Annotated in this window: 19 protein-coding genes; 13 read left to right on the top strand and 6 right to left on the bottom strand. The window is 41.0% G+C overall.

The features are described 5' to 3' along the window. The first annotated feature begins 194 nt into the window (after window positions 1-194). The 5 genes from hrpA (at window position 195) to HLH16_RS10620 (ending at window position 9,976) form a co-directional block, all read left to right on the top strand. Window positions 195-4,091 carry an ATP-dependent RNA helicase HrpA gene (hrpA, locus tag HLH16_RS10640; RefSeq protein ID WP_214646687.1) on the top strand — a complete coding sequence of 1,299 codons (3,897 nt, stop codon included), beginning with the start codon at window positions 195-197 and terminating at the stop codon, window positions 4,089-4,091. 28 nt (window positions 4,092-4,119) lie between these two features. Then, complete coding sequence (locus tag HLH16_RS10635; RefSeq protein WP_171529306.1) at window positions 4,120-5,229, top strand: beta-ketoacyl-ACP synthase III; 1,110 nt, start codon at window positions 4,120-4,122, stop codon at window positions 5,227-5,229. 11 nt (window positions 5,230-5,240) lie between these two features. Next, a complete protein-coding gene (locus HLH16_RS10630) occupies window positions 5,241-5,999 on the top strand; it encodes a lysophospholipid acyltransferase family protein (RefSeq protein ID WP_171529305.1) in 759 nt (252 codons plus the stop codon). 166 nt (window positions 6,000-6,165) lie between these two features. After that, complete coding sequence (locus HLH16_RS10625; RefSeq protein WP_171529304.1) at window positions 6,166-8,172, top strand: hypothetical protein; 2,007 nt, start codon at window positions 6,166-6,168, stop codon at window positions 8,170-8,172. Window positions 8,173-8,260: 88 nt separating this feature from the next. Next, on the top strand, window positions 8,261-9,976 hold the full coding sequence (locus tag HLH16_RS10620; RefSeq protein WP_171529303.1) for a DEAD/DEAH box helicase: 1,716 nt from the start codon (window positions 8,261-8,263) through the stop codon (window positions 9,974-9,976). A 74-nt stretch (window positions 9,977-10,050) separates the two neighbouring features. On the opposite strand, the gene HLH16_RS10615 is transcribed toward HLH16_RS10620, so the two are convergent. After that, complete coding sequence (locus HLH16_RS10615) at window positions 10,051-10,998, bottom strand: 3-carboxyethylcatechol 2,3-dioxygenase (protein WP_171529302.1); 948 nt, start codon at window positions 10,996-10,998, stop codon at window positions 10,051-10,053. A gap of 451 nt (window positions 10,999-11,449) precedes the next feature. Here HLH16_RS10615 and HLH16_RS10610 point away from each other — a divergent pair, with 451 nt between their 5' ends. Continuing rightward, window positions 11,450-11,812: a hypothetical protein gene (locus tag HLH16_RS10610; protein WP_171529301.1), complete on the top strand. Its 363-nt coding sequence runs from the start codon at window positions 11,450-11,452 to the stop codon at window positions 11,810-11,812. Between the two features lie 133 nt (window positions 11,813-11,945). Here HLH16_RS10610 and HLH16_RS10605 read toward each other — a convergent pair whose 3' ends face one another. Further along, window positions 11,946-12,026: a hypothetical protein gene (locus HLH16_RS10605; protein ID WP_171529327.1), complete on the bottom strand. Its 81-nt coding sequence runs from the start codon at window positions 12,024-12,026 to the stop codon at window positions 11,946-11,948. 269 nt (window positions 12,027-12,295) lie between these two features. Between HLH16_RS10605 and HLH16_RS10600 the strand changes: the two genes are divergently transcribed. Then, window positions 12,296-13,216 (top strand): LysR family transcriptional regulator, encoded by a 921-nt coding sequence (locus tag HLH16_RS10600; protein WP_171529300.1) that lies wholly within the window; start codon window positions 12,296-12,298, stop codon window positions 13,214-13,216. Window positions 13,217-13,383: 167 nt separating this feature from the next. Further along, a complete protein-coding gene (locus HLH16_RS10595; protein WP_171529299.1) occupies window positions 13,384-14,559 on the top strand; it encodes an MFS transporter in 1,176 nt (391 codons plus the stop codon). 53 nt (window positions 14,560-14,612) lie between these two features. Here HLH16_RS10595 and HLH16_RS10590 read toward each other — a convergent pair whose 3' ends face one another. Continuing rightward, window positions 14,613-15,065, bottom strand: coding sequence for a DUF441 domain-containing protein (locus HLH16_RS10590; protein WP_086192808.1), 453 nt, complete (start codon window positions 15,063-15,065; stop codon window positions 14,613-14,615). Window positions 15,066-15,205: 140 nt separating this feature from the next. On the opposite strand from HLH16_RS10590, the gene HLH16_RS10585 reads away from it, so the two are divergent. After that, window positions 15,206-15,916 (top strand): pseudouridine synthase, encoded by a 711-nt coding sequence (locus HLH16_RS10585; RefSeq protein ID WP_171529298.1) that lies wholly within the window; start codon window positions 15,206-15,208, stop codon window positions 15,914-15,916. Here the strand turns inward: HLH16_RS10585 and HLH16_RS10580 are convergent. The 3 genes from HLH16_RS10580 to HLH16_RS10570 form a co-directional block, all read right to left on the bottom strand. Continuing rightward, the gene (locus HLH16_RS10580; RefSeq protein ID WP_131288078.1) at window positions 15,909-16,352 is read right to left on the bottom strand and encodes a GNAT family N-acetyltransferase; all 444 of its coding nucleotides are present in this window, start codon (window positions 16,350-16,352) and stop codon (window positions 15,909-15,911) included. The genes HLH16_RS10585 and HLH16_RS10580 overlap by 8 nt on opposite strands. A 90-nt stretch (window positions 16,353-16,442) precedes the next feature. Next, entirely contained in the window at window positions 16,443-16,778 is a 336-nt protein-coding gene (locus tag HLH16_RS10575; protein ID WP_171529297.1) for a type II toxin-antitoxin system RelB/DinJ family antitoxin, read from the bottom strand. A gap of 115 nt (window positions 16,779-16,893) precedes the next feature. Then, window positions 16,894-17,799: a pseudouridine synthase gene (locus HLH16_RS10570; protein WP_171529296.1), complete on the bottom strand. Its 906-nt coding sequence runs from the start codon at window positions 17,797-17,799 to the stop codon at window positions 16,894-16,896. A gap of 151 nt (window positions 17,800-17,950) precedes the next feature. Between HLH16_RS10570 and tsaE the strand changes: the two genes are divergently transcribed. From tsaE to hfq, 4 genes are all read left to right on the top strand, one after another. After that, entirely contained in the window at window positions 17,951-18,427 is a 477-nt protein-coding gene (tsaE, locus tag HLH16_RS10565; RefSeq protein ID WP_171529326.1) for a tRNA (adenosine(37)-N6)-threonylcarbamoyltransferase complex ATPase subunit type 1 TsaE, read from the top strand. After that, on the top strand, window positions 18,420-20,378 hold the full coding sequence (gene mutL / locus HLH16_RS10560; RefSeq protein ID WP_171529295.1) for a DNA mismatch repair endonuclease MutL: 1,959 nt from the start codon (window positions 18,420-18,422) through the stop codon (window positions 20,376-20,378). The genes tsaE and mutL overlap by 8 nt, the downstream gene beginning before the upstream one ends. Window positions 20,379-20,384: 6 nt before the next feature. Then, window positions 20,385-21,329: a tRNA (adenosine(37)-N6)-dimethylallyltransferase MiaA gene (gene miaA / locus HLH16_RS10555; RefSeq protein ID WP_171529294.1), complete on the top strand. Its 945-nt coding sequence runs from the start codon at window positions 20,385-20,387 to the stop codon at window positions 21,327-21,329. Window positions 21,330-21,420: 91 nt separating this feature from the next. Beyond that, window positions 21,421-21,854 (top strand): RNA chaperone Hfq (hfq, locus tag HLH16_RS10550; RefSeq protein ID WP_171529293.1); only part of this gene is annotated, 434 nt, incomplete at its 3' end.

Below are 21,854 nucleotides of genomic sequence, written 5' to 3'. Positions count from 1 at the left end.
AGAATATAAACAGCCGATTTAGCTTTACTAGTAATCTATTTTCCATGCTTTTGAATATTCTTTACCTCAAACGCCATGAATAAATATTTGCCTGTCTTTCTCTCTGCGACGTTACAGCGTAAAATATTCAGTTCAATTTTTTGTTTTGGGATAAATTATCTGTGTTAAGTCATTTAAATGTAGATCAATGGGTCATGGCACGTGACCGTCATCGTTTAAATCGACTACGCAAAGGTAAAGATGCGAACGAAAAACAGTATCAGGAATTATTAGAAAAATCGAATCATAAAGTGCGTGAGCGCCTGTCTCGTGTCCCGAATATCAAACTCAATCAAGACCTACCTGTTACCCAATATAAAGATAAGCTGATTGAAGCGATTCAACAGCATCAAGTGATTATTGTGGCAGGGGAAACCGGTTCGGGTAAAACTACACAGTTACCGCAAATTGCCATGCTGGCCGGACGTGGTTTAACCGGCATGATTGGTCATACCCAACCGCGTCGATTGGCTGCGCGTAGTGTGTCGCAGCGTATTGCGGAAGAAGTCGGTGAAAAGCTGGGTGAATCGATTGGTTTTAAAATCCGTTTTAATGAACAAGGTTCGCAAGACTCAATTGTTCGTTTAATGACGGATGGTATTTTGCTGGCTGAATTGGCCAATGACCGTTACTTAACCAAATACGACACGATTATTATTGATGAAGCACATGAGCGTTCACTCAATATTGACTTTATCATGGGCTATCTCAAACAGCTTTTGTCTAAGCGTCGTGATTTAAAAGTTATCATTACTTCAGCCACTTTAGATGTAAATCGCTTTAGCAGTTACTTTTTTGATGCCCCAGTTTTTGAAGTTGAAGGACGTAGTTTCCCGGTAGAACTTCGTTATCGTCCCATTTCAGAAATGACTATTGGCGGCAGTGATGACGATGAATTTGATGACTTTGAAGAAAACCTGCCGCGTGCAGTGGTTCAGGCGGTCAATGAGTGTTTTCAGGATGCGCAGGAAAAAGGCCATCCCGAACATGCCGATATCCTGATTTTTGCCAGTACCGAACAGGAAATTCGCGAACTGCAAGAAACCCTGCAAAAGCATGGTCCACGGCATACCGAAATTTTACCTTTATATGCACGCTTGGCTTTAGCAGAACAGCAAAAGATTTTTAATCCGGGGGGAAGTGGGCGACGAATTATCATTGCCACCAACGTGGCCGAAACTGCTTTAACCGTGCCAAATATCCGCTATGTGATCGACAGCGGTTTTGCGCGTATTTCACGTTACAGTTACCGTTCACGGGTGCAGCGATTACCTATTGAAGCCGTGTCACAAGCAGCTGCTAATCAGCGTAAAGGCCGTTGTGGCCGTATTGCACCGGGTGTGTGTATTCGACTGTATTCTGAAGAAGATTTCCAGAGTCGTCCTGAATTTACCGAACCTGAAATCAAGCGTACCAATTTAGCTTCTGTAATTTTGCAGATGCAAAGTTTGAATCTGGGCGAGTTGGAAAGTTTCGACTTTATTGAACCGCCAGATCATCGCTTGGTGAATGATGGTCGCAAGCTGCTAATTGAGCTTGGGGCGATGAATGAGAAAAATTCTCCTAAAGCTGAAGCTAATAAAGAAAATCCCTCTAAGTCTCCCTTTGATAAAGGGAGACTTTCTAAAGGGGAAGGTTCCTTAACCAAAATTGGTCAGCAAATGGCGAAGATGCCGATTGACCCGCGTTTGGCTCGCATGATTTTGGGTGGCGCGCATTTTGGTGTGCTGAATGAAGTGCTGATTATTGTGGCTGCACTGGCAGTACAAGACCCGCGTGAACGTCCGGCAGATAAACAAACCCAAGCGGACCAGAAACATGCCTTATTCAAAGAAGCGGATTCTGATTTTCTGTTCTATATCAAGTTATGGGAAACCTTGCAAAATAACCGTGCGTCGATGAATGAAAATAAACGTCGTAATTTTGCACGCCAGCACTTTTTAAGCTGGTTGCGTTTGCGTGAATGGAAAAAAACCCATGAACAGTTGACGGAATTGGCGCAAGGCTTAAAGCTTTCATTTAATGATAAAAAAGCCAGTTATGAAAACCTGCACCGCGCTTTACTGACCGGTTTGCTTTCGTTTATTGCCAACAAGACTGATGAACGTAATGTATTTATGGCAGTACGCCAACAAAAGGCACGGATTTTCCCGGCTTCGACTTTGCATAAGACCAATACGCCGTGGGTGATGGCCTTTGAGATGGTGGAAACCTCTCAAGTGTATTTACGTACGCTAGCCAAAATTGAACCTGAATGGATTCTGCTTGCAGCGCGTGATTTGCTGAAACATCATTATTTTGAGCCACATTGGTCGAAGAAAGCCGGTATCGTCAATTGTTATGACCAGATTTCATTGTTTGGTTTAATTATTGAACCAAAACGTTTGATGGATTATGAAAAAGTTGATCAGCCTGCGGCACATGAAATCTTCCTGCGTGATGCCTTAACCACAGGCAATCTCGGCATTACGCCGCCATTCTTAAAGCATAATTTGCTCAAGCTTGAAGAAGTGGAGCGGGTTGAAGATAAGCTGCGTCGACGTGATCTGGTGGTCGATGAAGAAACCATTTATCAGTTCTATGCATCAAAAGTTCCTGAAGATGTGGCAAGTCGTCGAACATTTGAAGACTGGCGTGCAACGGTTGAACCGCAAAATCCGCGTTATTTATTCGTCGATGATGATGCATTGTGGATGAATGATCGTCCAACGACACAACAATTTCCTGATTATCTGCACAATGGTTCATTACGTTTAGCTGCTAGCTACCGTTTTGACCCAAGTCATGATGAAGATGGCGCAACGGTTAAAATTCCGGTGCAAGCCTTGCCGCAGGTTGATGAAAATGTCTGGTCATGGGGTATACCCGGCTGGCGTCAGGATTTGATTGAAGCGTTGCTAAAATCACTGCCTAAAGACAAACGTCGTAATCTGGTTCCGATTCCGGATACTGCACGTAAGTTGATTTCCCGGATCGATGCACTCAATTTACGCGAACATATCTTTGCTTTCTTGGCTTTCCAGTTACGTGGTGAACACATCACTGCAAAAGATTTTTCTTTTGAACGTGTAGACCAGTATTTGTTGCCGTTCATTAAAGTGATTGATGAAAAAGGTCGTGTGCTTGAACAAGGCCGTGATTTGGCGGAACTGAAAGCGCGTTGCCGTACTGAAACGCATAGTCCGGTGAAGCAGCTCAAAGGTGAGTTTAAAACTTTCCCTGATAATTTCACTTTTGAAGCCTCGCAAAAAGTGACAGGGGTAATTGTTAAGCAATATCAAGCCTTGGTGCCGACCAAAGCATTTGCAGATCTGGATGCCAAAGATGAATCGGGTGTGGTGATCCAAACCTTTAATGATCAGGCTGAAGCCATAAAACAGCATCGTGAAGGGGTGATTCGTCTGGTTTATATGCAGTTGGGTGATTTGGTTCGACAACTGAAAAAACAGATTTCAAAACCGCTGGCTTTAGCCTATTCACCGCTGGGTGACAAAGCTAAACTGGAGCAGATGTTAGTTTATGCCACACTGCAGATGACGATAAATGAGCTTCCTGTCAATGCTGAAGAGTTTCAAAACTTGATATTAAATGTAAAAAAATCTTTCCTAACGCATGGGCAAGTGGCATTATCTGTACTCAGTGATATTTATATCCAATGGCAGGATATTCGTCGGAAATTATTGGTGTTAGACGATTCCCTGTTTGGAAAAAATATCGATGACATTGAAGATCAGCTTGATTTGATGAATCTTTCCGACTTTGTGTATGTGAAATCTTCAGACATCTGGCAGGAATTCCCGCGTTACTTAAAGGCCTTGGTGTTGCGTCTGGAACGCTTGCCCAATAACCTGCAAAGGGATAATTCTGCCATTGATCAAGTTGACCCATGGATGGAAAAAGTATTTAAGTTTAAAAATGACGCTCGCCTGAAAGAACTGTACTTCATGATTGAAGAATTTCGCATTTCTTTGTTTTCACAGCCAATGAAAACCAAAATGCCGGTTTCTCCAACCAGATTGCAAAAAGTATGGAATCAATTGGGCATCAGTTAGCATAGCGCGAAATTAGCAGGAGTTTTACATGGGCATTCGTATTACCGGTACTGGTCTTTATCATCCAGAAGAAGCCATTAGCAATGAAGAATTAGTGACAAGTTTAAATGCTTATGTGGAACAGTTTAACCACGACAATGCTGATAAAATCGCTGCTGGGGAAATTGAAGCGCTTCGCGGTTCAGATGCAGAATTCATTGAAAAAGCATCCGGTGTTAAAAGTCGTTATGTTGCTGAAAAATCAGGCATCCTAGATCCAAAACGCCTTTATCCACGTTTACGTGAACGCAGTAATGATGAACTTTCCATTCAAGCAGAGTGGGGCGTTACAGCAGCTAAACAGGCGATGGAAAATGCCGGTGTGACTGCAGCAGATATTGATGTTGTGATTCTGTCTTGTTCAAACATTCAACGTGCTTATCCAGCAGTTTCAATTGAAATCCAAACCGCTTTGGGCATTCAAGGCTATGCCTATGACATGAACGTTGCCTGTTCTGCTGCAACCTTTGGTTTAAAACAAGCATCTGATGCGATTAAATGTGGTGCACGCCGTGTATTGTTGGTAAATGTCGAAATTACTTCGGGTCATACCGATTTCCGTTCACGTGACTGTCACTTTATTTTCGGTGATGTTGCAACAGCATCAATTATTGAAGATACGACCACTAAAACTGGTTTTGACATTGTAGATACGCATTTGTTTACTCAGTTTTCAAACAACATTCGCAACAACTTCGGTTACTTGAACCGCAGTGAAGATGCGGTTGTAGATGACAAACTGTTCCGCCAAGACGGTCGTAAAGTCTTTAAAGAAGTGTGTCCACTGGTTGCGAAAATCATTACCAAGCAACTTGAGAAAAATGAAATTGCACCAAGCAACGTAAAACGTTTCTGGTTGCACCAAGCCAATGCCAGCATGAATGACCTGATCTTGAAATATGTAGTCGGTAAAGATGCTGACCGTTCACTGGTGCCAATTATTCTAGATGAGTTTGCCAATACATCTTCTGCAGGTGTAATCATTGCTTTACACCGTACAGCACATGAAGTGAATGATGGCGAGTACGGTGTACTTTGCTCATTCGGTGCAGGTTATTCAGTCGGTTCGATTCTTGTACAAAAACACGTTGTTGCATAAGGAACCATGCATTGCAGGTTGAGCATGATGCAAAATGGATTAAACGTTTAAGTACGTTATCCAAACTGTATTTCACGCCAACCTTTTTGGGTGCAGAACATATTGATGCATCCAAACCTGTAATGTATGTAGGTAATCATACTCTGTATGGTGTGCTCGACTCACCAATGCTGATTGACTACCTCTATAACCAACATAAAGTGGCTGTGGTCAGTATTGCTGATCATGGCCATTTTTATTTGCCGTTTTGGCGAATCGTGTTTAAAAAATTCGGTGCGGTCGATGGCGAGAAAGAATATATTCGTGCCGCGATGCAGCAAGGTTATTCGATCCTGGTCTTTCCGGGTGGTGGTCGGGAAGTCTTGAAAAGAAAAGGCGAGGCTTATCGGTTGATCTGGAAGGAGCGTTACGGTTTCTTAAAACTGGCGCAGGAATTTAACTATGACATTGTTCCATTTGCAGCTTTGGGTGGCGATGAAGTCTTTGAGCTCGGTTTTGATGCCAATCAGATTATAAAAAGCAAATGGTTTCAGAAACTGCTCAAGCTTCCACAACTGGATAAATTACTCCGGCATGGTGACGTGATTCCGTCCTTGCCTAAAAATATTATCCCGAAACGTGTACCTTTTTATTTTCAGTTTATGCCACGACAAAATTTAATGCATATTGAAAATGCTGAACAATTAAAAGATTTCCGTGATCAGATTCAGCAACAAATTTATGCAGGATTAGAACATTTAAAACAACAACGTGAAATTGAAAAAGTTTGAGTAGGCTTGGGTAATATTTTATTGCTAGAGTTTTTATAATGGATGATCAAATGATTAAGCCTGGATAACTTGCCGGGCAGGTTTGATTAAATTTTCAAGTCGGCATACAGTAGCTTCAGTATATGATTAAATTCATCTTGGGATGGATGTTTAATTTGAGGCGAGTATGGAACAGGATCGTTTAGTACCGCAGTATCAGTGGGTTGCGAAACAGTTACTCAGAATTTCTAAAAGTCTAAATGAAATTTTTCAAGATCAGCTCAATATTGTCGGTGATCTGAATGCGCAAAATATGTTTCGTATTGATCAAGAGCGGCATGCTGTACAAATAGCCAATGGTTTATTTCAACTCCAATTTCATGCACCAGACTCAGATCTGAAAAGCATCTTGCAGTGTGATTTTTATTATTTGGGGCAAAAAGCGGAATTAATTGAAGAATTTATTCTGCATGATCTGTATTTTTTAACCGGTGATTTAAAGCCGCAACATTCGCTTTTTCTGCGTCAAAAAGCCCAGCAATTACAACAGCTATTACTCGAGCAGATTTATGTATGGGTCAATGGAGCTGAACGGGTCAGTACGTATTTAAAATGTCTGGGCATAGATGAAGCTGAAATTATTGATCAGCTGATGATGAATGCAGAGCTTTATCACTCGAAGATTCTGAGCGATTATGTACTGAATAAAACGGCATTACCTGAAGCTGTTGTTCAAATGCTGCAACAGATTTGTTCTATTCAAGTGCTGTGTGGTGATGGGTTTTTACCACTGCAACCCTTGATGGAATGTCTGGATGAATTCTGTTTTAGCGCCTCGCAGTTTTTACCTGCCGCCATGTATCGCATTATGGCACTGTCATTTGAAGAGCGTTTTAATTTAAATGAGTTAATGGAACATCAAGATGATATCCAGTTGCTATATCGTCATGCACAGGAAAAAACACAATTATTAGGTTTTGTCCGGTTAATGCGACGCGAACTTTGGCAACGTGATGATTTATTGTCAAAGCATAATTTTCTTCATGCAACCTCTACAGTTTGGCAGAAGAAAGTCGCAAAACTGCCAGTATTTGATTATCCACGCGCGGTGAACTGGTTGTTTAAACAATCCGGTGAGGTGCTGGATTGGCTCAGTCGCCATATTCAACACAGCAGTGTCAGAGTGGCTGTGACGGCTTTAAGTTTTGTGGATACCAGTCGGATTCACCCGCAGGTGATTTTAGCCAGCTTGCAGTATTTTCAGCATTCTTCAGCGCGCATGTTCATTCATAGCTGTCATTATTTTGCGATGCAAGAAGCCTGGTTTGAACATGAGAATAATCATAGTGTGGTGTTAAAGGGGCAACGGCAAGCTCTGGATGATCATCGGATTGCGATTAGTCCTTCTATTTTGTATTTAGATGAATGGATGGAGCTCATGCGGAATGTCGCGAAAGGGAACGAGCAAATCGTTAAGAAAATTTATTTAGGTTTAAGTCGGGTGATGCAGGCTTATATGTTGCATCTACAGAAAATAACCCAGGCATTACCTGAAGAGCTCATGTTTTATATCCGTCCGGAAACCCATCAGAACCGTGATTTTTATACGGTATTGCAGCGTTATAAAATGCCGCTGGATGAATTTAGAAAAATCTTTTATTTACGTGATCGGCATACCCGAGTGTCGGTCTTTGATTCCTATGTACGCGATTATTTGGTCGACTATTTTACTCACAATAAAATGGTTCTAAAAAGTACCACCTGGATGGGGCTGCTTCATCAAGCGATTGATTGGCATGATCAAATCCAGAAACAGGAAATTATTGCGCAGTTAAAGAAAAATTATGCTGAAACTGTATGGCAACCGCTGATGGTTGAGAAAAAGATTCAGTTTGCAGGTTGGAGTTTTGAAGAACTTGCGGATTTAGAGCGAATTATCGAAGAATCCAAAAGATGTCATCATTGCCTAGCAGTCAGCTATGCACAGCGTATTATTGATGGGGAATATGTGGCTTTTCATATGGCATCGCTAACAGGTACACATCATATGACTTTAGGTTGTAATCTGCGAGATGGGCAGTTGGTCTATGAGCAGTTGGAATATCCGCATAATCAAAAAGCTGAATATCTTTTTGTAAATGTCGCTCTGCAATTTATCTCCTGGTTAAATTTACGGTTAATCGCATCTAAGTGACAGTTGCTGTCGTTAAACTTTTTTCTGTGCTTAACTTTTAGGGAAAAAATCGGTAGGCTATAGCCGTTAATTTACGGTTATAGGTCTTATGAAACAAGAAACTGCACTCAAGCTTTTAAAAGCGGGCGAAAATGTCTTTTTAACAGGTTCGGCTGGTGCAGGGAAAACCTATACGCTCAATCAGTACATCAATTATTTGAAAGCCCGTAAAGTACCTGTTGCGATTACTGCATCAACAGGTATTGCAGCAACGCATATGAATGGTATGACTATTCATACCTGGGCGGGAATTGGCATCAAGGATTTTTTGTCCGATGCTGATCTGAAAAACATGAAAGAGCGCAAATACTTAAAAGAGCATTTAGAAAATGCCCAAGTGCTGATTATTGATGAAATTTCAATGTTGCATGCCAAGCAGCTCAATCTGGTGAATCAGGTTTTAAAATATTTTAAAGAAAGCGACGAAGCCTTTGGTGGGATTCAAGTGATTGTCGCCGGTGACTTTTTCCAGTTACCGCCAGTGGGTAAAAATGACGAACGCAATCGCGATAAATTCTGCTTTATGTCTGATGCCTGGGTCGAAGCGAAATTCCGCGTCTGTTATTTGACTGAGCAACATCGTCAAGGTAACGATTATTTAAATGACATTTTAAATGCCATTCGTAGTCAAAGTATTACCGCTGAACATCTTCGTGCTTTAGAGCAAACTCGCCAGCAGGATATTGGTGAAACCTTCACCCGTTTGTATACTCATAATATGGATGTGGATGCAATCAACTTTAAGCATCTGAATGCCATTGAAGCGGATGAGCGACAGTTTGAAGCGGTATGTGATGGTAATGACAAACTGATTGAAACTTTAAAGTCATCCGTGCGTGCGCCTGAAAATCTCACCTTAAAGAAAAATGCCAAAGTGATGTTTGTGAAGAACAACTTTGATATGGGCTACATCAACGGCAGTTTAGGCGAGGTGATTGGCTTTGAAGAAGACGATGATCATGGCATTTTACCTAAAGTTAAGCTCACCGATGGCACAGTGCTGGTTGTGGCGCCTGAAACATGGTCGGTGGATAACGATGCCGGTAAAACCATTGCCAGTTTTCAGCAAATTCCACTGCGTTTGGCCTGGGCGATTACCATTCATAAATCCCAAGGCATGACCTTGGAAGCTGCTGAAATTAATCTGGCCCACACTTTTGAGAAAGGTCAGGGCTATGTGGCAATATCACGGTTAAAAGCCTTAAGTGGCTTAAAGCTGCTCGGGATTAATGAGCAGGCTTTGGAACTGGATAGTCTGGCGATTAAAGCGGATCGTCGTTTTCAGGAATTATCCAATGAAGCGGAAAATCACTTTGAATCGATTGATTTAGCACCGCAACATAAAGCCTTTATTCGTCATTGCGGCGGTACACTGAATGAAACTGAAATTCAGCGCAATGAAAAGAAAATTGCAAAAAGTGGCGGCAAAACCAATTATGCCACTGCCACACTGGATGAAACGCGTGAGCTTTTTGTCGAAGGTTATGAAATTCAGGATATTGCGGTTGAGCGCGGATTAACCCCTGCAACGATTATCAATCATTTAGCGAAATTGCATAAAGAGCAGGGTCTGGATATTTCTGTAGCACATCCGGGTGAAGAAGTTGTTGAACAGGTGCGGAAAATTTATAAACGCTTAATGAAACGTCAAAGTCCTGAACATTTTAGTGAAGATGGTGTCATTAAGCTGCGTCCAATTGTGGAAGCGACTACCCCTCGTATGGGTTATGATCAGGTGCGTTTGGCTTTACTTTTTGTTGAATAAATCTCAATACTTCGATCAAAAAAGGACATCATGAGATGTCCTTTTTATTTGATTTTTTGCTGTTGTATGGATGTTTATGCTTTGGGTTCGGCGGTCATCATGCCCATGCCGGCAATCCATTCCTGAATCGGTTCATAATAATGCACTTCTGAATCATATTCGCCACTTGCAGAAAGTGCTGCGAATGCCGCAATCCAGGCACGAATTTCCTGACCGCCACGCCCGCCATCACGACGAATTTCGTCATTGCTCATATTGGCTAAATAATCAAAATCCGCATTTTTAAAGTGCTGTAATAAGTCTTTATCCCATTCCGGGTTCAATGGTAGCGCTGCTGATAAGTCACCACTAGCAAGACGTTGACCCACTGCAATGACTTTGGATTGACGATGCTCACGTGCTTCTGCTGTCGGGTTACGCCCAGCAATTAAGAATTCCTGAACTTCGGGTGTTGCCGTACTAATTTGCGGTGTCGGTGGATCATGCGATAAACCACCCGATCCAATAATTAAAACGCGTTCATCTAAGGTTTTAAGATATTCACCAATCACTTTACCCAGTTCAATCACACGTTTGGTACGGGGCATTGGTGCAGCAGCACCATTAATAAACACCGGAATCACCGGATAGCGATTAAGCTGACCTTCGCAAAGTAAATCGAGTGGTTGGGTAAAACCATGATCGGTCTGCATCCGATAGGAATAGGAAACATCAATATCGTGATCTAAACAGTGTTCAATTAAACCGAGTGCTTTATCTTCTGGAACGTCCAATGGTGCAGGTCGGTAGTTCCAGTCACCTGCAGCAGTTGCACGTACACCGACACAGAAACTCGGCATCAGGTCATAAAAGAAGCCGTTAAAATGGTCTGGACCAAAGACCACAATCAGCGTGGGATCATAGGCTTTAACCTGTTCCGCCAGTTTTTGAAATGTTGCGCGTGCAGCGGCTTCAATCTCTGCAGGAGGAGATGCAAAATCCAGTAACGGCGTGTGCGAGACGCATATGAGTTTTATGGGCATTTTTTCTCTCAAAGCTGTATTTGTTAATGATTTGAGCTTAAATATAAAGGGACAGGTAAATACAATATTTATCTTAGATCGAACCATAGTAAAAACATTCATATTAACCAGATGTCGTTAGGTTGATTATTTTTAGCGGATTGAAATATATTTGTTTATTTTATTTTTGATGGGCTTTAGATAGATCGTTTTGGAAAGATCTCAGTCAGTTTAGTTTTAATTCCTGCAAGGCTAAGACCAAAGTTCTAAAGAAGTCTAGATTTCTCAGTTTGGGATTGTGGGAAAGATTATTTAAAGTTAAATTTGAGGCATTATAAAAGTAATACTTTAAGTTGAAAAAATAATTTGTTATGTTGTTTTTGAATAACAACAATTTGAATAAGTTTTAAAATAGAAAATAGGATGACTTTTTTATCACTCAAAACAATTAAAAAAATAAAAGGGAAAATTTATGAAACAGTATCAGAGAGCGGCACTCGCTTTAGTGGTAGCCAAACTGGAATTTGGAAACACTAAATCTAATATTTATGATTATAACGAAAGCACATATCCTCAAATAAGCGGCGATGTAAATCAACATGAAGCCAAACTTTATGATTATCAGCGATCAGTTATTTTTGAGGGGCGATATACCGGTCGAGAGTTCAATTTATATGATTATGGTCATCGTGAATTTATCAGTTTAAAAAAGAAAGGCGTAAAAAAATACGAAGGTTATCATTATGGAAATTCGAGTTATTTCGAGATTACGATTTCAGGTTCTAGCCTAAGTTTTTATGACTTTGGTACCGGGCAATATTATCATTTTTCATAATAGATGATTTTTTCTCTCATATAAAAATAACTTCTAAAAAGAGGCTATCTTTAATCTGTGCTTGCCAGTTGTTTGCTTCAACTGTAACTGTTTGGGCTTTAGTCAAAAATTCGACTTGGGTAGATTCACCTTTCTAATATGACTCGCAAGCAAATTTAAGTTCACGCTTTGCCCCAACACGTGGATAGCCAAGAATGTGAGAAGTAATCGTCATGATGTTTTTTCTGTAAGGAGATTCTTTTTGTTGAAAACATCATCGAATAAAATTAAACATGAAATAATCTAATTAATTTTATGTTATATTGAATTGTATTCATTATTTGGCGTTGGAGTTACTTATTTATTTTGAAGATAAGTAATTGTTAACTCATAAATTCGAATTCTTAATCTTTATTTAGCTAAAGTTTTGTCTGATCCTTGCCACTCGAAGCATAGCTTCTCGTCTTGCGCTCAGGCAAAGCAGTGCTTTGCTGGTCTTCGCTCATGTTAGAAATTCGTCACTTAAAAACTTTAACTGCATTGCGTGAGCATGGTTCATTGGTGGCTGCAGCCAATGATTTGTGTTTAACGCCCTCAGCAATTTCTCATCAACTGAAAGAACTGGATCATTGGTATGGGGTAGAGGTGGTGAATCGCCGTAGTCGCCCGGTGACTTTTTCTAATGTGGGGCAGCGTTTACTCAAATTGGCTGATGATGTATTGCCACAAATTCAGATTACCCAAACCGATATTACCCGTATTGTGCATGGTCAGACCGGGCGTATTATTTTCTCCTCAGAATGTCATAGTTGTTTTGACTGGTTGATGCCTTTGCTCAATCAATATCGTCATTTATATCCAGATGTAGATCTGGACTTTGCATCAGGTTTTGAATCCAATCCACATGAACTTTTGCAAAATGCAGAATTTGATTTGTTGATTACGGCAGATCCGATTGCTTTAAAAGGCATTGAATATTTCCCGATTTTTGAATATGAGTCACGTCTGGTTTTATCCAATACCCATCCATTGGTACGTGCCGAACGTATTACCGTTCAAGAGTTGGCAGATGAAACCCTGATTACTTATCCGGTCGATAAGCACCGTTTAGATATCATGGCGAAACTGTTTATTCCTGCAAATATCCAACCGAAGCACATACGTACCACAGATTTAACTCAGATGTTGATTCAGTTGGTGGCGAGTGGACGGGGGATTGCGGCACTTCCAGATTGGGTGGTGAATGAATATGAGCAAAAAGGTTGGGTGACTTCACGCCGTTTAGATTGTGTCTCTGCTACAGGTTTGCGCCGTACTTTGTATGCGGGTTATCGAACTGAAGAGAAAGAGAAAAGTTATTTTGAAGGTTTCTTAAAACAATTGGCTAAATTCTCGCAAAAGCGTAATCAATATTATTCTGCTTAAAAAGGATACGCTGGATTTTGCACAAGTTCACAGCTTTAGACGGAATTTTCTTATGGCCTGAGTCAATACAGACTGATTGTTCTCAGCTCTTAGCTTATCTAAATCAGCGATAAATTATTGTTTTTATTCTTGCTAGTCTAGCGCTGGAATCGCTAAAGGAGAAGGTTGTGAGTTCCGCGCATTGGCTTAGCAAAGATTTATGGATTATTGCAGCAGGATTTGTCGCTGCCATGCATGTCGGGAAGTTACCACCTGCGGTTCCTGTCCTGCAAGCCGAGTTAGGCATCAGTTTGGTACAAGCCGGTTTTTTATTGTCCCTGGTGCAAGTTGCCGGTATGTGCATGGCATTATTACTGGGCAGTTATACCGCTAAAATTGGCTTAAAACGCTGTGTCTTATTTGGACTAAGTTTACTCGCAATCGCCAGTTTTATTGGCGGTTTTGTCCAAACATTTGAAGGGCTGCTGGCACTGCGTGTAGTAGAAGGTTTCGGATTTTTACTGATTACCTTAAGTGGTCCTGCTTTTATCCGCCAACTGGTTCCCGTCGAGCAGTTGCAAGCCAAGATGGGGCTATGGAGTGCCTATATGGGAGGCGGAATGGGAATAGGCTTGCTGTGTACCCCATTCCTGCTCAATAGCATAGGTTGGCAAGGGGTTTGGATTTGCTTCGGGTTATTATCACTTGCCTTGGCAGGTGTGATTTACACGATTATTCCCACAGCGCAAACCCATACCCAGTCGGTTGCAGTTTTTGATTTAATTAAACTGACTTTAAAACATCCTCCAGCCTGGATTCTGGCGGCTATTTTTGGCGTATACGCCGGACAATGGTTTAGTCTGGTCGGTTTTTTACCCAGCATTTATCAACAATATCAAATTTCTTTAGCGGTGGCAGGGGGCTTAACGGCTATTGTGGCGATTGCCAATGCCATTGGCACCTTTGCTTGTGGCTTGTTGTTACAGCGTGGTTTTCGGCCTCAAACTTTAGTCCAAACCGGTTTTACCACCTTAATGGTCTGTGCCCTGAGCTTTTATTTGTTACGTGAATTCTTACCCTTTAGTCTGCAATTTATATTGGTTTTGAGCTTTTCATTATTTGGCGGTCTGGTGGCAGCGGTCGTGTTTTCTCAAGTGTTAAATTTTGCCGCCAAGCCGATTGCCATTAGCACCACGATCGGGCTGGTGTTGCAATTTTCGGCCACCTCGCAATTCCTGTTGCCACCTTTGATTGCTTCAATTGTACTTGCTACAGGTGGATGGTTTTGGGTGGGCATTTTAATGGCAACCCTGTCTCTGATTGGTATGCTTTTAACCAGAATTTTATTTCGAAAAGCTGCATAAATCGTGCAGAATAAGCCTGCCAAGTACCAGTTGTCAGGCTTAAGATTAAAAATTCAGGAATGACCGATAAACAAAGTCAATATTCCGGCGGCGATCAAAGGACCGACCGGAACACCGCGTAATACTGCAACACCTGCAACTGTCCCGATGAGTAAGCCTGCAACTACATCCGGTTGATTGCTCATCAGCTTAACCCCACGTCCACCCAGCCAGGCGACTAAAACCCCAATCGCAATGGCCAGTAGGGACTTCCAGCTCATAAAGGATTTTAAAATCGCGTCTCCCGGAATTTTTCCACTGGCAATCGGGGTTAAAACACCAATGGTTAAAATGATGATGCCAATATTTAAACCGTGTTGCTGCAAGTAAGGGAAAAATTCACTCAGCGGGGTAATGCGAAAGACAATTAAAACACCAGCGGCAATCGTGACTGCACTATTATGACTAAAGATACCGCAAGCCAATAAAACCAGGAGAACGATCAGATTTAAATCTAAATTGGACATTACTTTAAGGGAGAGTGGGAAAAATAACACCTATTGTATCGGGTTTTGAGTATAGATTTACTTTAAAGGGTGTGAACAATAAAATTAGCCTGCATTTCAGTATAGAATGCGCCTTTCGTGATAGTTAGAGGGTGAGGTTTATGTTTTTGGAAAAGATGTTGCAATCGCAAGGTTTCGGTTCGCGTAAACATTGCCAGCAGCTCATTAAAAATGGAGCGATTGCCATCCAAGGTGAAGTTATCACCAATGCAAAACATAAACTGGACTTAAATAATTTAAGTTTTTCCGTGTATGGCGAAAGTTTTGATTATCGTGAAAAGGTTTATATCGCTTTAAACAAGCCGCAAGATTACGAGTGTTCCCATCAAGCGACCCATCATTTTAGTGTGTTTGACCTTTTTGATGATGTGTTGATGAACCGTGGTTTGCAATGTGTAGGACGTTTAGATCAGGACACCAGTGGGCTTCTATTGCTTACAGATGATGGTCAGTTTCTGCAAGCCTTAACCCATCCAAAAAAGCATGTCGCTAAAGTATATCGAATGCAGACCACCGATGCTGTGACAGGGCAACAGATTCAGCAATTGCAGCAGGGCGTAGAATTACGCAATGAATCAGGTATTTTTGCAGCGACAGATGTGATTAAACTTGCAGAACATGAATTACAGCTGACCATTCATCAAGGTGTTTATCATCAGGTGAAACGGATGTTAGCTGCTGTGGGAAATAAAGTTGAACGATTACATCGTCAGCAAATTGGTGCTTTAGTACTTCCTGAATTAGAGCAAGGCAAGTGGATTTATTTAACGGAACAACAAGTAGAGCTTGCCAAGACACGCATGGTTATTTAAGGAAACAGTGATAGATTTTAAATTCATCATCTTTCACAAAACCCATTTGTTCATAGAGTTTATGCGACTGGTAATTGCTTTTTTGAGTTTCCAGGCTAATGCGTAGTGCATTTTCATGACGTGCAAATAAAATGGCGGTATCAATCAGTTGCTTTGCTGAACCCTGACGTCGAAACGTTGGGGTGACATAAACATCATCTAAAATATAATAGATAGAACAAGCTACAGAAGAAAAACCTAAATAAAGTAAAATAAAACCGGTAAAGACATCGTCTTTGATATGAATAAAAATTACACTTTCCTGATTTTCAAAGCGTTTTTTTAAGAATTGATAAGATAAATTTATGTTGGAAGAAGCACCATAAAATTGGCGATATTCATCGAATAAAACTGCAAGTGGATGTAAATCTTCTAGAGTTGCGCGTCTTACGATCATTCCATACTCCATGCTTTTTTTATCTTCGCATGAAGCATAACTAATTTTTTATATTCAGTTTTTTAAAATTTGTTTGTAAATGCAACACTGTTAAGTTTTGTCACTTTCACCCAAAATAGCATTCAGCTCTTCAAACAAATCTAAATGATCATCATCTAAAATAAATTCTTCATCACCATCAACCACTTGTTCTGCATCATCATTTAAAGTGCTTTGCTGTTGCTTTAATTTACGGATTTTATACAGTTGTTCAAGGTTAATACTTTGATTTTCAATTGAAAATGGGATTGATTTGGTTAGAACAACTTGTTTAAAAAAAAGTCGAACCGCTTGTGCTGGCGTAATCCCCAATTGTTTAAACACCGCAAATGCATGCTTTTTTTCTTGGGAGTCAAGTCTTATTTGATAAACTTCTGTTTTTCTCATGATTTTTTGAATACATCTAATTACTTAACTTTTCAGCATTTATTTTAATCAAATCTAATGTAATTTCAATATTCATACACTATATTTACGAAAATAAATTGTAATGACAAGCATATTACAATGTCAATTCAAACTTGGATGAAAACTCCATCTCTTGAAAGGTGACTGGATCATTGAAGCGAATATGCTTTGCTAAAAGCTGCAGTGGTGCTGAAAAATCATCTTCCCTTTTATGCTGTACTTCTGGATAAAAAGGATCATTTTTGATGGCAATGCCTAAACTGTTCAAGTGAACACGCAACTGATGTTGCTTGCCGGTGATCGGTTTAAGTTCGTATTTTGCCCAGACAGAGTCATGTTCAATTAAATGAATTTCCGTTTCACTATTTATTTTTCCTTCAACCACTTGCATCGTATAAAAGGGTTCACCTTTTTCCATTCGATAGCGTGTATAACAAGGAAATGTTAAATCTGCATGAAAAGGTGCAATCGCATGATAGATTTTTTTAACCTGGCGTTGTGCAAACATTTCTTGATAGATCGCTCGACTAGACACCCGTTTCGAGAATAAAACTACACCTGCTGTTTCACGGTCGAGCCGATGTATCGGGGTTAAAAACTCATTCCCCGTTTGTTTTTTTAGCCGTACCAGCAGTGTTTCTTGCACGTATTGACCCGTTGGGCTGATGGTTAAAAAGTGCGGTTTATCGATTACTAACAAGTGTTCATTTTCAAATAAAATTTCATGTTCAAAGGGAACATGAATTTCATGTGCTAGAAAACGGTAGTAAAACACATGGCTATTTTCAATATAATCAGAATCAAAACTTAAGATATTTCCCAAGGCGTCATAAATCAAACCATCCGCAAAGCGTTGCTGCCATTCATCGGCGGCAATATGCGGAAACTGCTGACACAGATACTGATAGACAGTTGTCGGTGCAGGTTTCATTTTAGGCAGGAATACTTTGCTTGCGCTTACGCCATCAATCATTGGCGGAATAAATTCAGTGCTGGTCATGTGATTTGTCGTGGATCAATCTGTCGTTCATAGAAATTAATGATATTTACAATGAAATGTAGGAAAAGTTACACATTTGGAAGTGCGAGCATGGGCAATAAAGCGGTGCGATGCTATCATAATTGTTCTTTTGAATCATGTCGTGAGTCATATGCAGTATTCATTTAATTTAGCCTTGAACAATGAAGACGATACCCAAAATTTAGCACAGGTTTTGGCGCAGCATTTTAGCACGGGCGTGGTTTATTTAATTGGTGATTTAGGTGCGGGAAAAACCACACTGACACGCTATTTTTTGCAAAGTTTAGGGCATCAAGGTGCAGTAAAAAGCCCAACCTATACTTTGGTTGAACCCTATAATATCAATGGTAAAGACATCTTTCATTTTGATTTATACCGTTTAAATGATCCTTATGAACTTGAACTGATGGGTGTTCGCGATTATTTAGAAACACCGAATGCGCTGTTTTTATTTGAATGGCCTTCAAAAGGTGGTGATGAAATTCCACAAGCTGACCTGATTATTAATATTGAAAAGTCCGAGGATGAACTGACGCGTACTGCAAGTTTAAGTTTCTCATCGGCAGCATTAAAACAAGCATTAGAGAGTCAATTGAACAATGCGTGATGATTTAAGTCTACGTCGTATTCATACCCTTAATCCTGCACTGGCGAACCAGATTGCTGCCGGTGAGGTGATTGAGCGTCCAGCATCGGTGGTGAAAGAATTATTAGAAAATTCAATTGATGCAGGTGCGACTGAACTTATTATTCGCGTTGAACAGGGTGGCAGTACCTTAATTGAAATCATAGACAATGGTCATGGTGTTCATCCGGATGATTTGGCTTTGGCAGTGATGCGGCATGCCACCAGTAAAATTCAAACGGCTGATGATTTACAGGCTATTGTCAGTTTGGGTTTTCGTGGTGAAGCCTTGGCCTCGATTGCTGCAGTTTCACGTTTAACCCTGACCAGCAGCCAGAATGATGAGGGAATCGGTTATCAGGTTGAAGTAAACGGAACCGCTTTTGATCATCAGGAAATTCAAGCGGTCGCGACACAAAAAGGCACCCATATCCGGATACAGGATCTGTTTTTTAATGTACCGGCTCGTCGCAAGTTCTTAAAAAAGCAGGGCACTGAATTTGGGCATATTGAAGAAATTGTCCGTCGTCTGGCCTTAACCCATTTTGATATCCGTTTTGTTTTAGAGCATAACAACACTATTCGTTTGAATCTGCCGGTGGCTGATAGTGGCGAACTCCGTTTCCAACGTGTTCAACAATTATTGGGGCGCCAGTTTACTGAAAATGCCTATTGGATCGATGCCGATAGCATTAGCATGCGTCTATCTGGCTGGCTCGGGCATCCATCCGATGCACGTTCACAAGCGGATTTGCAGTATGTCTACGTGAATGGGCGTATTGTAAAAGATAAAACTATCTCACATGCCTTGCGTATGGCTTACGATGGGATTTTGCATGGTCATCAACATTCGGCATATTTATTGTTTCTAGAAATTGATCCTGAAAATATTGATGTCAATGTACATCCAACCAAGCATGAGATCCGTTTTTTAAATCAACGTGAAGTGCATGAATTTGTGCGCCATTTTGCCAAAGAAACGCTATCTCAGTTTCAAACGGCAAGTGCTGACTTGGCTCATGCCATGAAAACGCAAGAGGAAACTGTTGATCAACCTCAAACGCAACATCCGCGTTATCAGGAGCAGTTTCAACTCCATCGTGCTGTTGAAACTGCGCAGCCGGTAATGTCAGTTGAGTCATCTACTGAATTATTAACTGATTTTAATGCTTCTAGCCCACAAACCGTTCAATATTCATCTCAGCCTTCACAAAGTCGTTATACGGGTTCACAGCAACTGAATAATGCCTTACAAAGCTATTTAGCGCCATTACGTGAATCAACCTCACCGATGGCAGATGCAGCATTGAATCAATTTGAACAAAGTGCAGCCGTTCATGTTGATGAACATCCACTCGGTATTGCAATTGCACAATTGCATGGCATTTATATTCTGGCTCAGAACACTGAAGGTCTGATTATTGTCGATATGCATGCGGCGCATGAGCGGATTGTATTGCAACAGATGAAAGCTGCGTGGGATAAACCTGAATTCTGGACATCACAACAGTTACTTATTCCAAAAGTCATCAGTATTAGTCGTATGCAAGCCATGCGGGTCGATGAGCTGAAAGACCAGCTAGCGCGTTTAGGTCTTGAAATTGACCAATATGGCGATGAGCAGGTGATTGTACGCGGGGTGCCTGCCATTTTACATAAGGCCGATTTTGAATCTTTGGTGCCAGAATTACTGAATGATTTAGACCCAGGTGATGAAGCCCAAGGTCTGCTGCAAAAGCGTGACCAGATTTTGGCGGGAATGGCCTGTCATGGTGCAGTTCGTGCGCATCGCATACTCAGTCTTTCTGAAATGAATGCGTTGCTGCGTCAAATGGAACAAACCGAATTTGCCAGTCAGTGTAATCATGGACGTCCAACCTGGCGTGCATTTCCACTTTCACAATTAGATAAACTTTTTGCTCGAGGAGAGTAGTTGTACATGTCAAATCAATTGCCGGTCATCAATTTAATGGGACCAACTGCAAGTGGTAAAACCGCTTTGGCATGTGAACTTTATGAGCAAGGTCGTTTTGAGCTGATCTCCGTCGATTCTGCGCTGGTTTATAAAGATATGGATATTGGTACAGCCAAACCGACAAAAGAAGAGCAGGCGCGCTATCCGCATCATTTGATTGATATTATTACGCCCCTAGAAGTGTATTCGGCAGCCAATTTTGTCGAAGATGCCTGTGTATTGATTGATGAAATTCATGCACGTGGTAAAACACCGATTTTGGTGGGTGGAACCATGCTTTATTTCAAGGCTTTACTGGAAGGATTGTCAAGCAATTTACCCAGTGCAGATTATGCTATTCGGGCTGAAATTGAAGCGCAAGCCGAGCAGCAAGGCTGGGAGGCGGTTTATGCAGAATTGTGTCGTGTTGATGCTTTAGCGGGTCAGAAATTCAAGATCAGTGATAAGCAACGCATCATCCGTGCATTGGAAGTATTTAAGCTTACAGGGCAGCCGATTACAAAACTACAAGCCGAGCAACCTAAAAATATACCCTATCGTTACACTTTTCATAATCATGCTTTATTGCCTGATCGTGTAGAATTACATAAACGTATTGAACAGCGGCTTAAAACTATGTGGAATATCGGATTTTTACATGAAGTAGAAGGTCTGATTGAAAAATACGATTTAAATGATAATTTACCCTCAATGCGCTCTGTCGGTTATCGTCAAACTTTAGAATTCCTGCAAAAAAGTGATCAAAGTAACGAAAAACGGCAAGAAATGGAGGATAAGTCTTTGTTTGCGACACGACAACTTGCAAAACGTCAATATACCTGGTTAAGATCTTTGCAAGAATTGCATAATTTTAAAACATATTTGACGATAACGCAGGCTCAAGAAGACTTGCGAAACTGTTACGGATAAAGCAAAATTTAGTAACTATCTTTTTATAATTTTTATTTGAATAATAAAGATAGTTTTTTGCGCTGATTTTTAAATTTTTTGGAGTTATAACATGTCTAAAGGTCAAACTTTACAAGATCCGTTCTTGAATTCTCTCCGTAAGGAACGCATCCCTGTTTCTATCTTCCTTGTTAACGGTATTAAATTACAAGGTCATATTGAATCTTTTGACCAATATGTCGTTTTATTAAAAAATACTGTAAGCCAAATGGTTTACAAACATGCGATTTCTACAGTAGTTCCTGCACGTAACCCACGTCCTGCTGGTGCTCCTGCTGGTGCTCAAGGCGCTCCTGGTGGCTTTGGTGCTCAAGGTGGTCAAGGCGGCTTCGGCGGTCAAACTGGCGGCTTCGGTGGTCAAGGCGGCTTCGGCGGTCAAACTGGCGGCTTCGGTGGTCAAGGCGGCTTCGGTGGTCAAGGCGGCTTCGGCGGTCAAACTGGCGGCTTCGGTGGTCAACAAGGTGGCTTCGGTGGTCAAGGCGGCTT

This window comes from Acinetobacter sp. ANC 5378 (genome assembly GCF_013004315.1).
Taxonomy (GTDB): Bacteria; Pseudomonadota; Gammaproteobacteria; order Pseudomonadales; family Moraxellaceae; genus Acinetobacter.
Note: the sequence above shows the minus strand (reverse complement) of the source record. Positions and strands in the feature narration are given on the sequence as shown.

Coding starts and splice junctions, on each gene's coding strand:
- hrpA (WP_214646687.1), top strand. CDS start 195: ATGGCACGTGACCGTCATCGTTTAAATCGACTACGCAAAGGTAAAGAT.
- HLH16_RS10635 (WP_171529306.1), top strand. CDS start 4,120: ATGGGCATTCGTATTACCGGTACTGGTCTTTATCATCCAGAAGAAGCC.
- HLH16_RS10625 (WP_171529304.1), top strand. CDS start 6,166: ATGGAACAGGATCGTTTAGTACCGCAGTATCAGTGGGTTGCGAAACAG.
- HLH16_RS10620 (WP_171529303.1), top strand. CDS start 8,261: ATGAAACAAGAAACTGCACTCAAGCTTTTAAAAGCGGGCGAAAATGTC.
- HLH16_RS10615 (WP_171529302.1), bottom strand. CDS start 10,998: ATGCCCATAAAACTCATATGCGTCTCGCACACGCCGTTACTGGATTTT.
- HLH16_RS10610 (WP_171529301.1), top strand. CDS start 11,450: ATGAAACAGTATCAGAGAGCGGCACTCGCTTTAGTGGTAGCCAAACTG.
- HLH16_RS10605 (WP_171529327.1), bottom strand. CDS start 12,026: ATGACGATTACTTCTCACATTCTTGGCTATCCACGTGTTGGGGCAAAG.
- HLH16_RS10600 (WP_171529300.1), top strand. CDS start 12,296: ATGTTAGAAATTCGTCACTTAAAAACTTTAACTGCATTGCGTGAGCAT.
- HLH16_RS10590 (WP_086192808.1), bottom strand. CDS start 15,065: ATGTCCAATTTAGATTTAAATCTGATCGTTCTCCTGGTTTTATTGGCT.
- HLH16_RS10585 (WP_171529298.1), top strand. CDS start 15,206: ATGTTTTTGGAAAAGATGTTGCAATCGCAAGGTTTCGGTTCGCGTAAA.
- HLH16_RS10580 (WP_131288078.1), bottom strand. CDS start 16,352: ATGATCGTAAGACGCGCAACTCTAGAAGATTTACATCCACTTGCAGTT.
- HLH16_RS10575 (WP_171529297.1), bottom strand. CDS start 16,778: ATGAGAAAAACAGAAGTTTATCAAATAAGACTTGACTCCCAAGAAAAA.
- HLH16_RS10570 (WP_171529296.1), bottom strand. CDS start 17,799: ATGACCAGCACTGAATTTATTCCGCCAATGATTGATGGCGTAAGCGCA.
- tsaE (WP_171529326.1), top strand. CDS start 17,951: ATGCAGTATTCATTTAATTTAGCCTTGAACAATGAAGACGATACCCAA.
- mutL (WP_171529295.1), top strand. CDS start 18,420: ATGCGTGATGATTTAAGTCTACGTCGTATTCATACCCTTAATCCTGCA.
- miaA (WP_171529294.1), top strand. CDS start 20,385: ATGTCAAATCAATTGCCGGTCATCAATTTAATGGGACCAACTGCAAGT.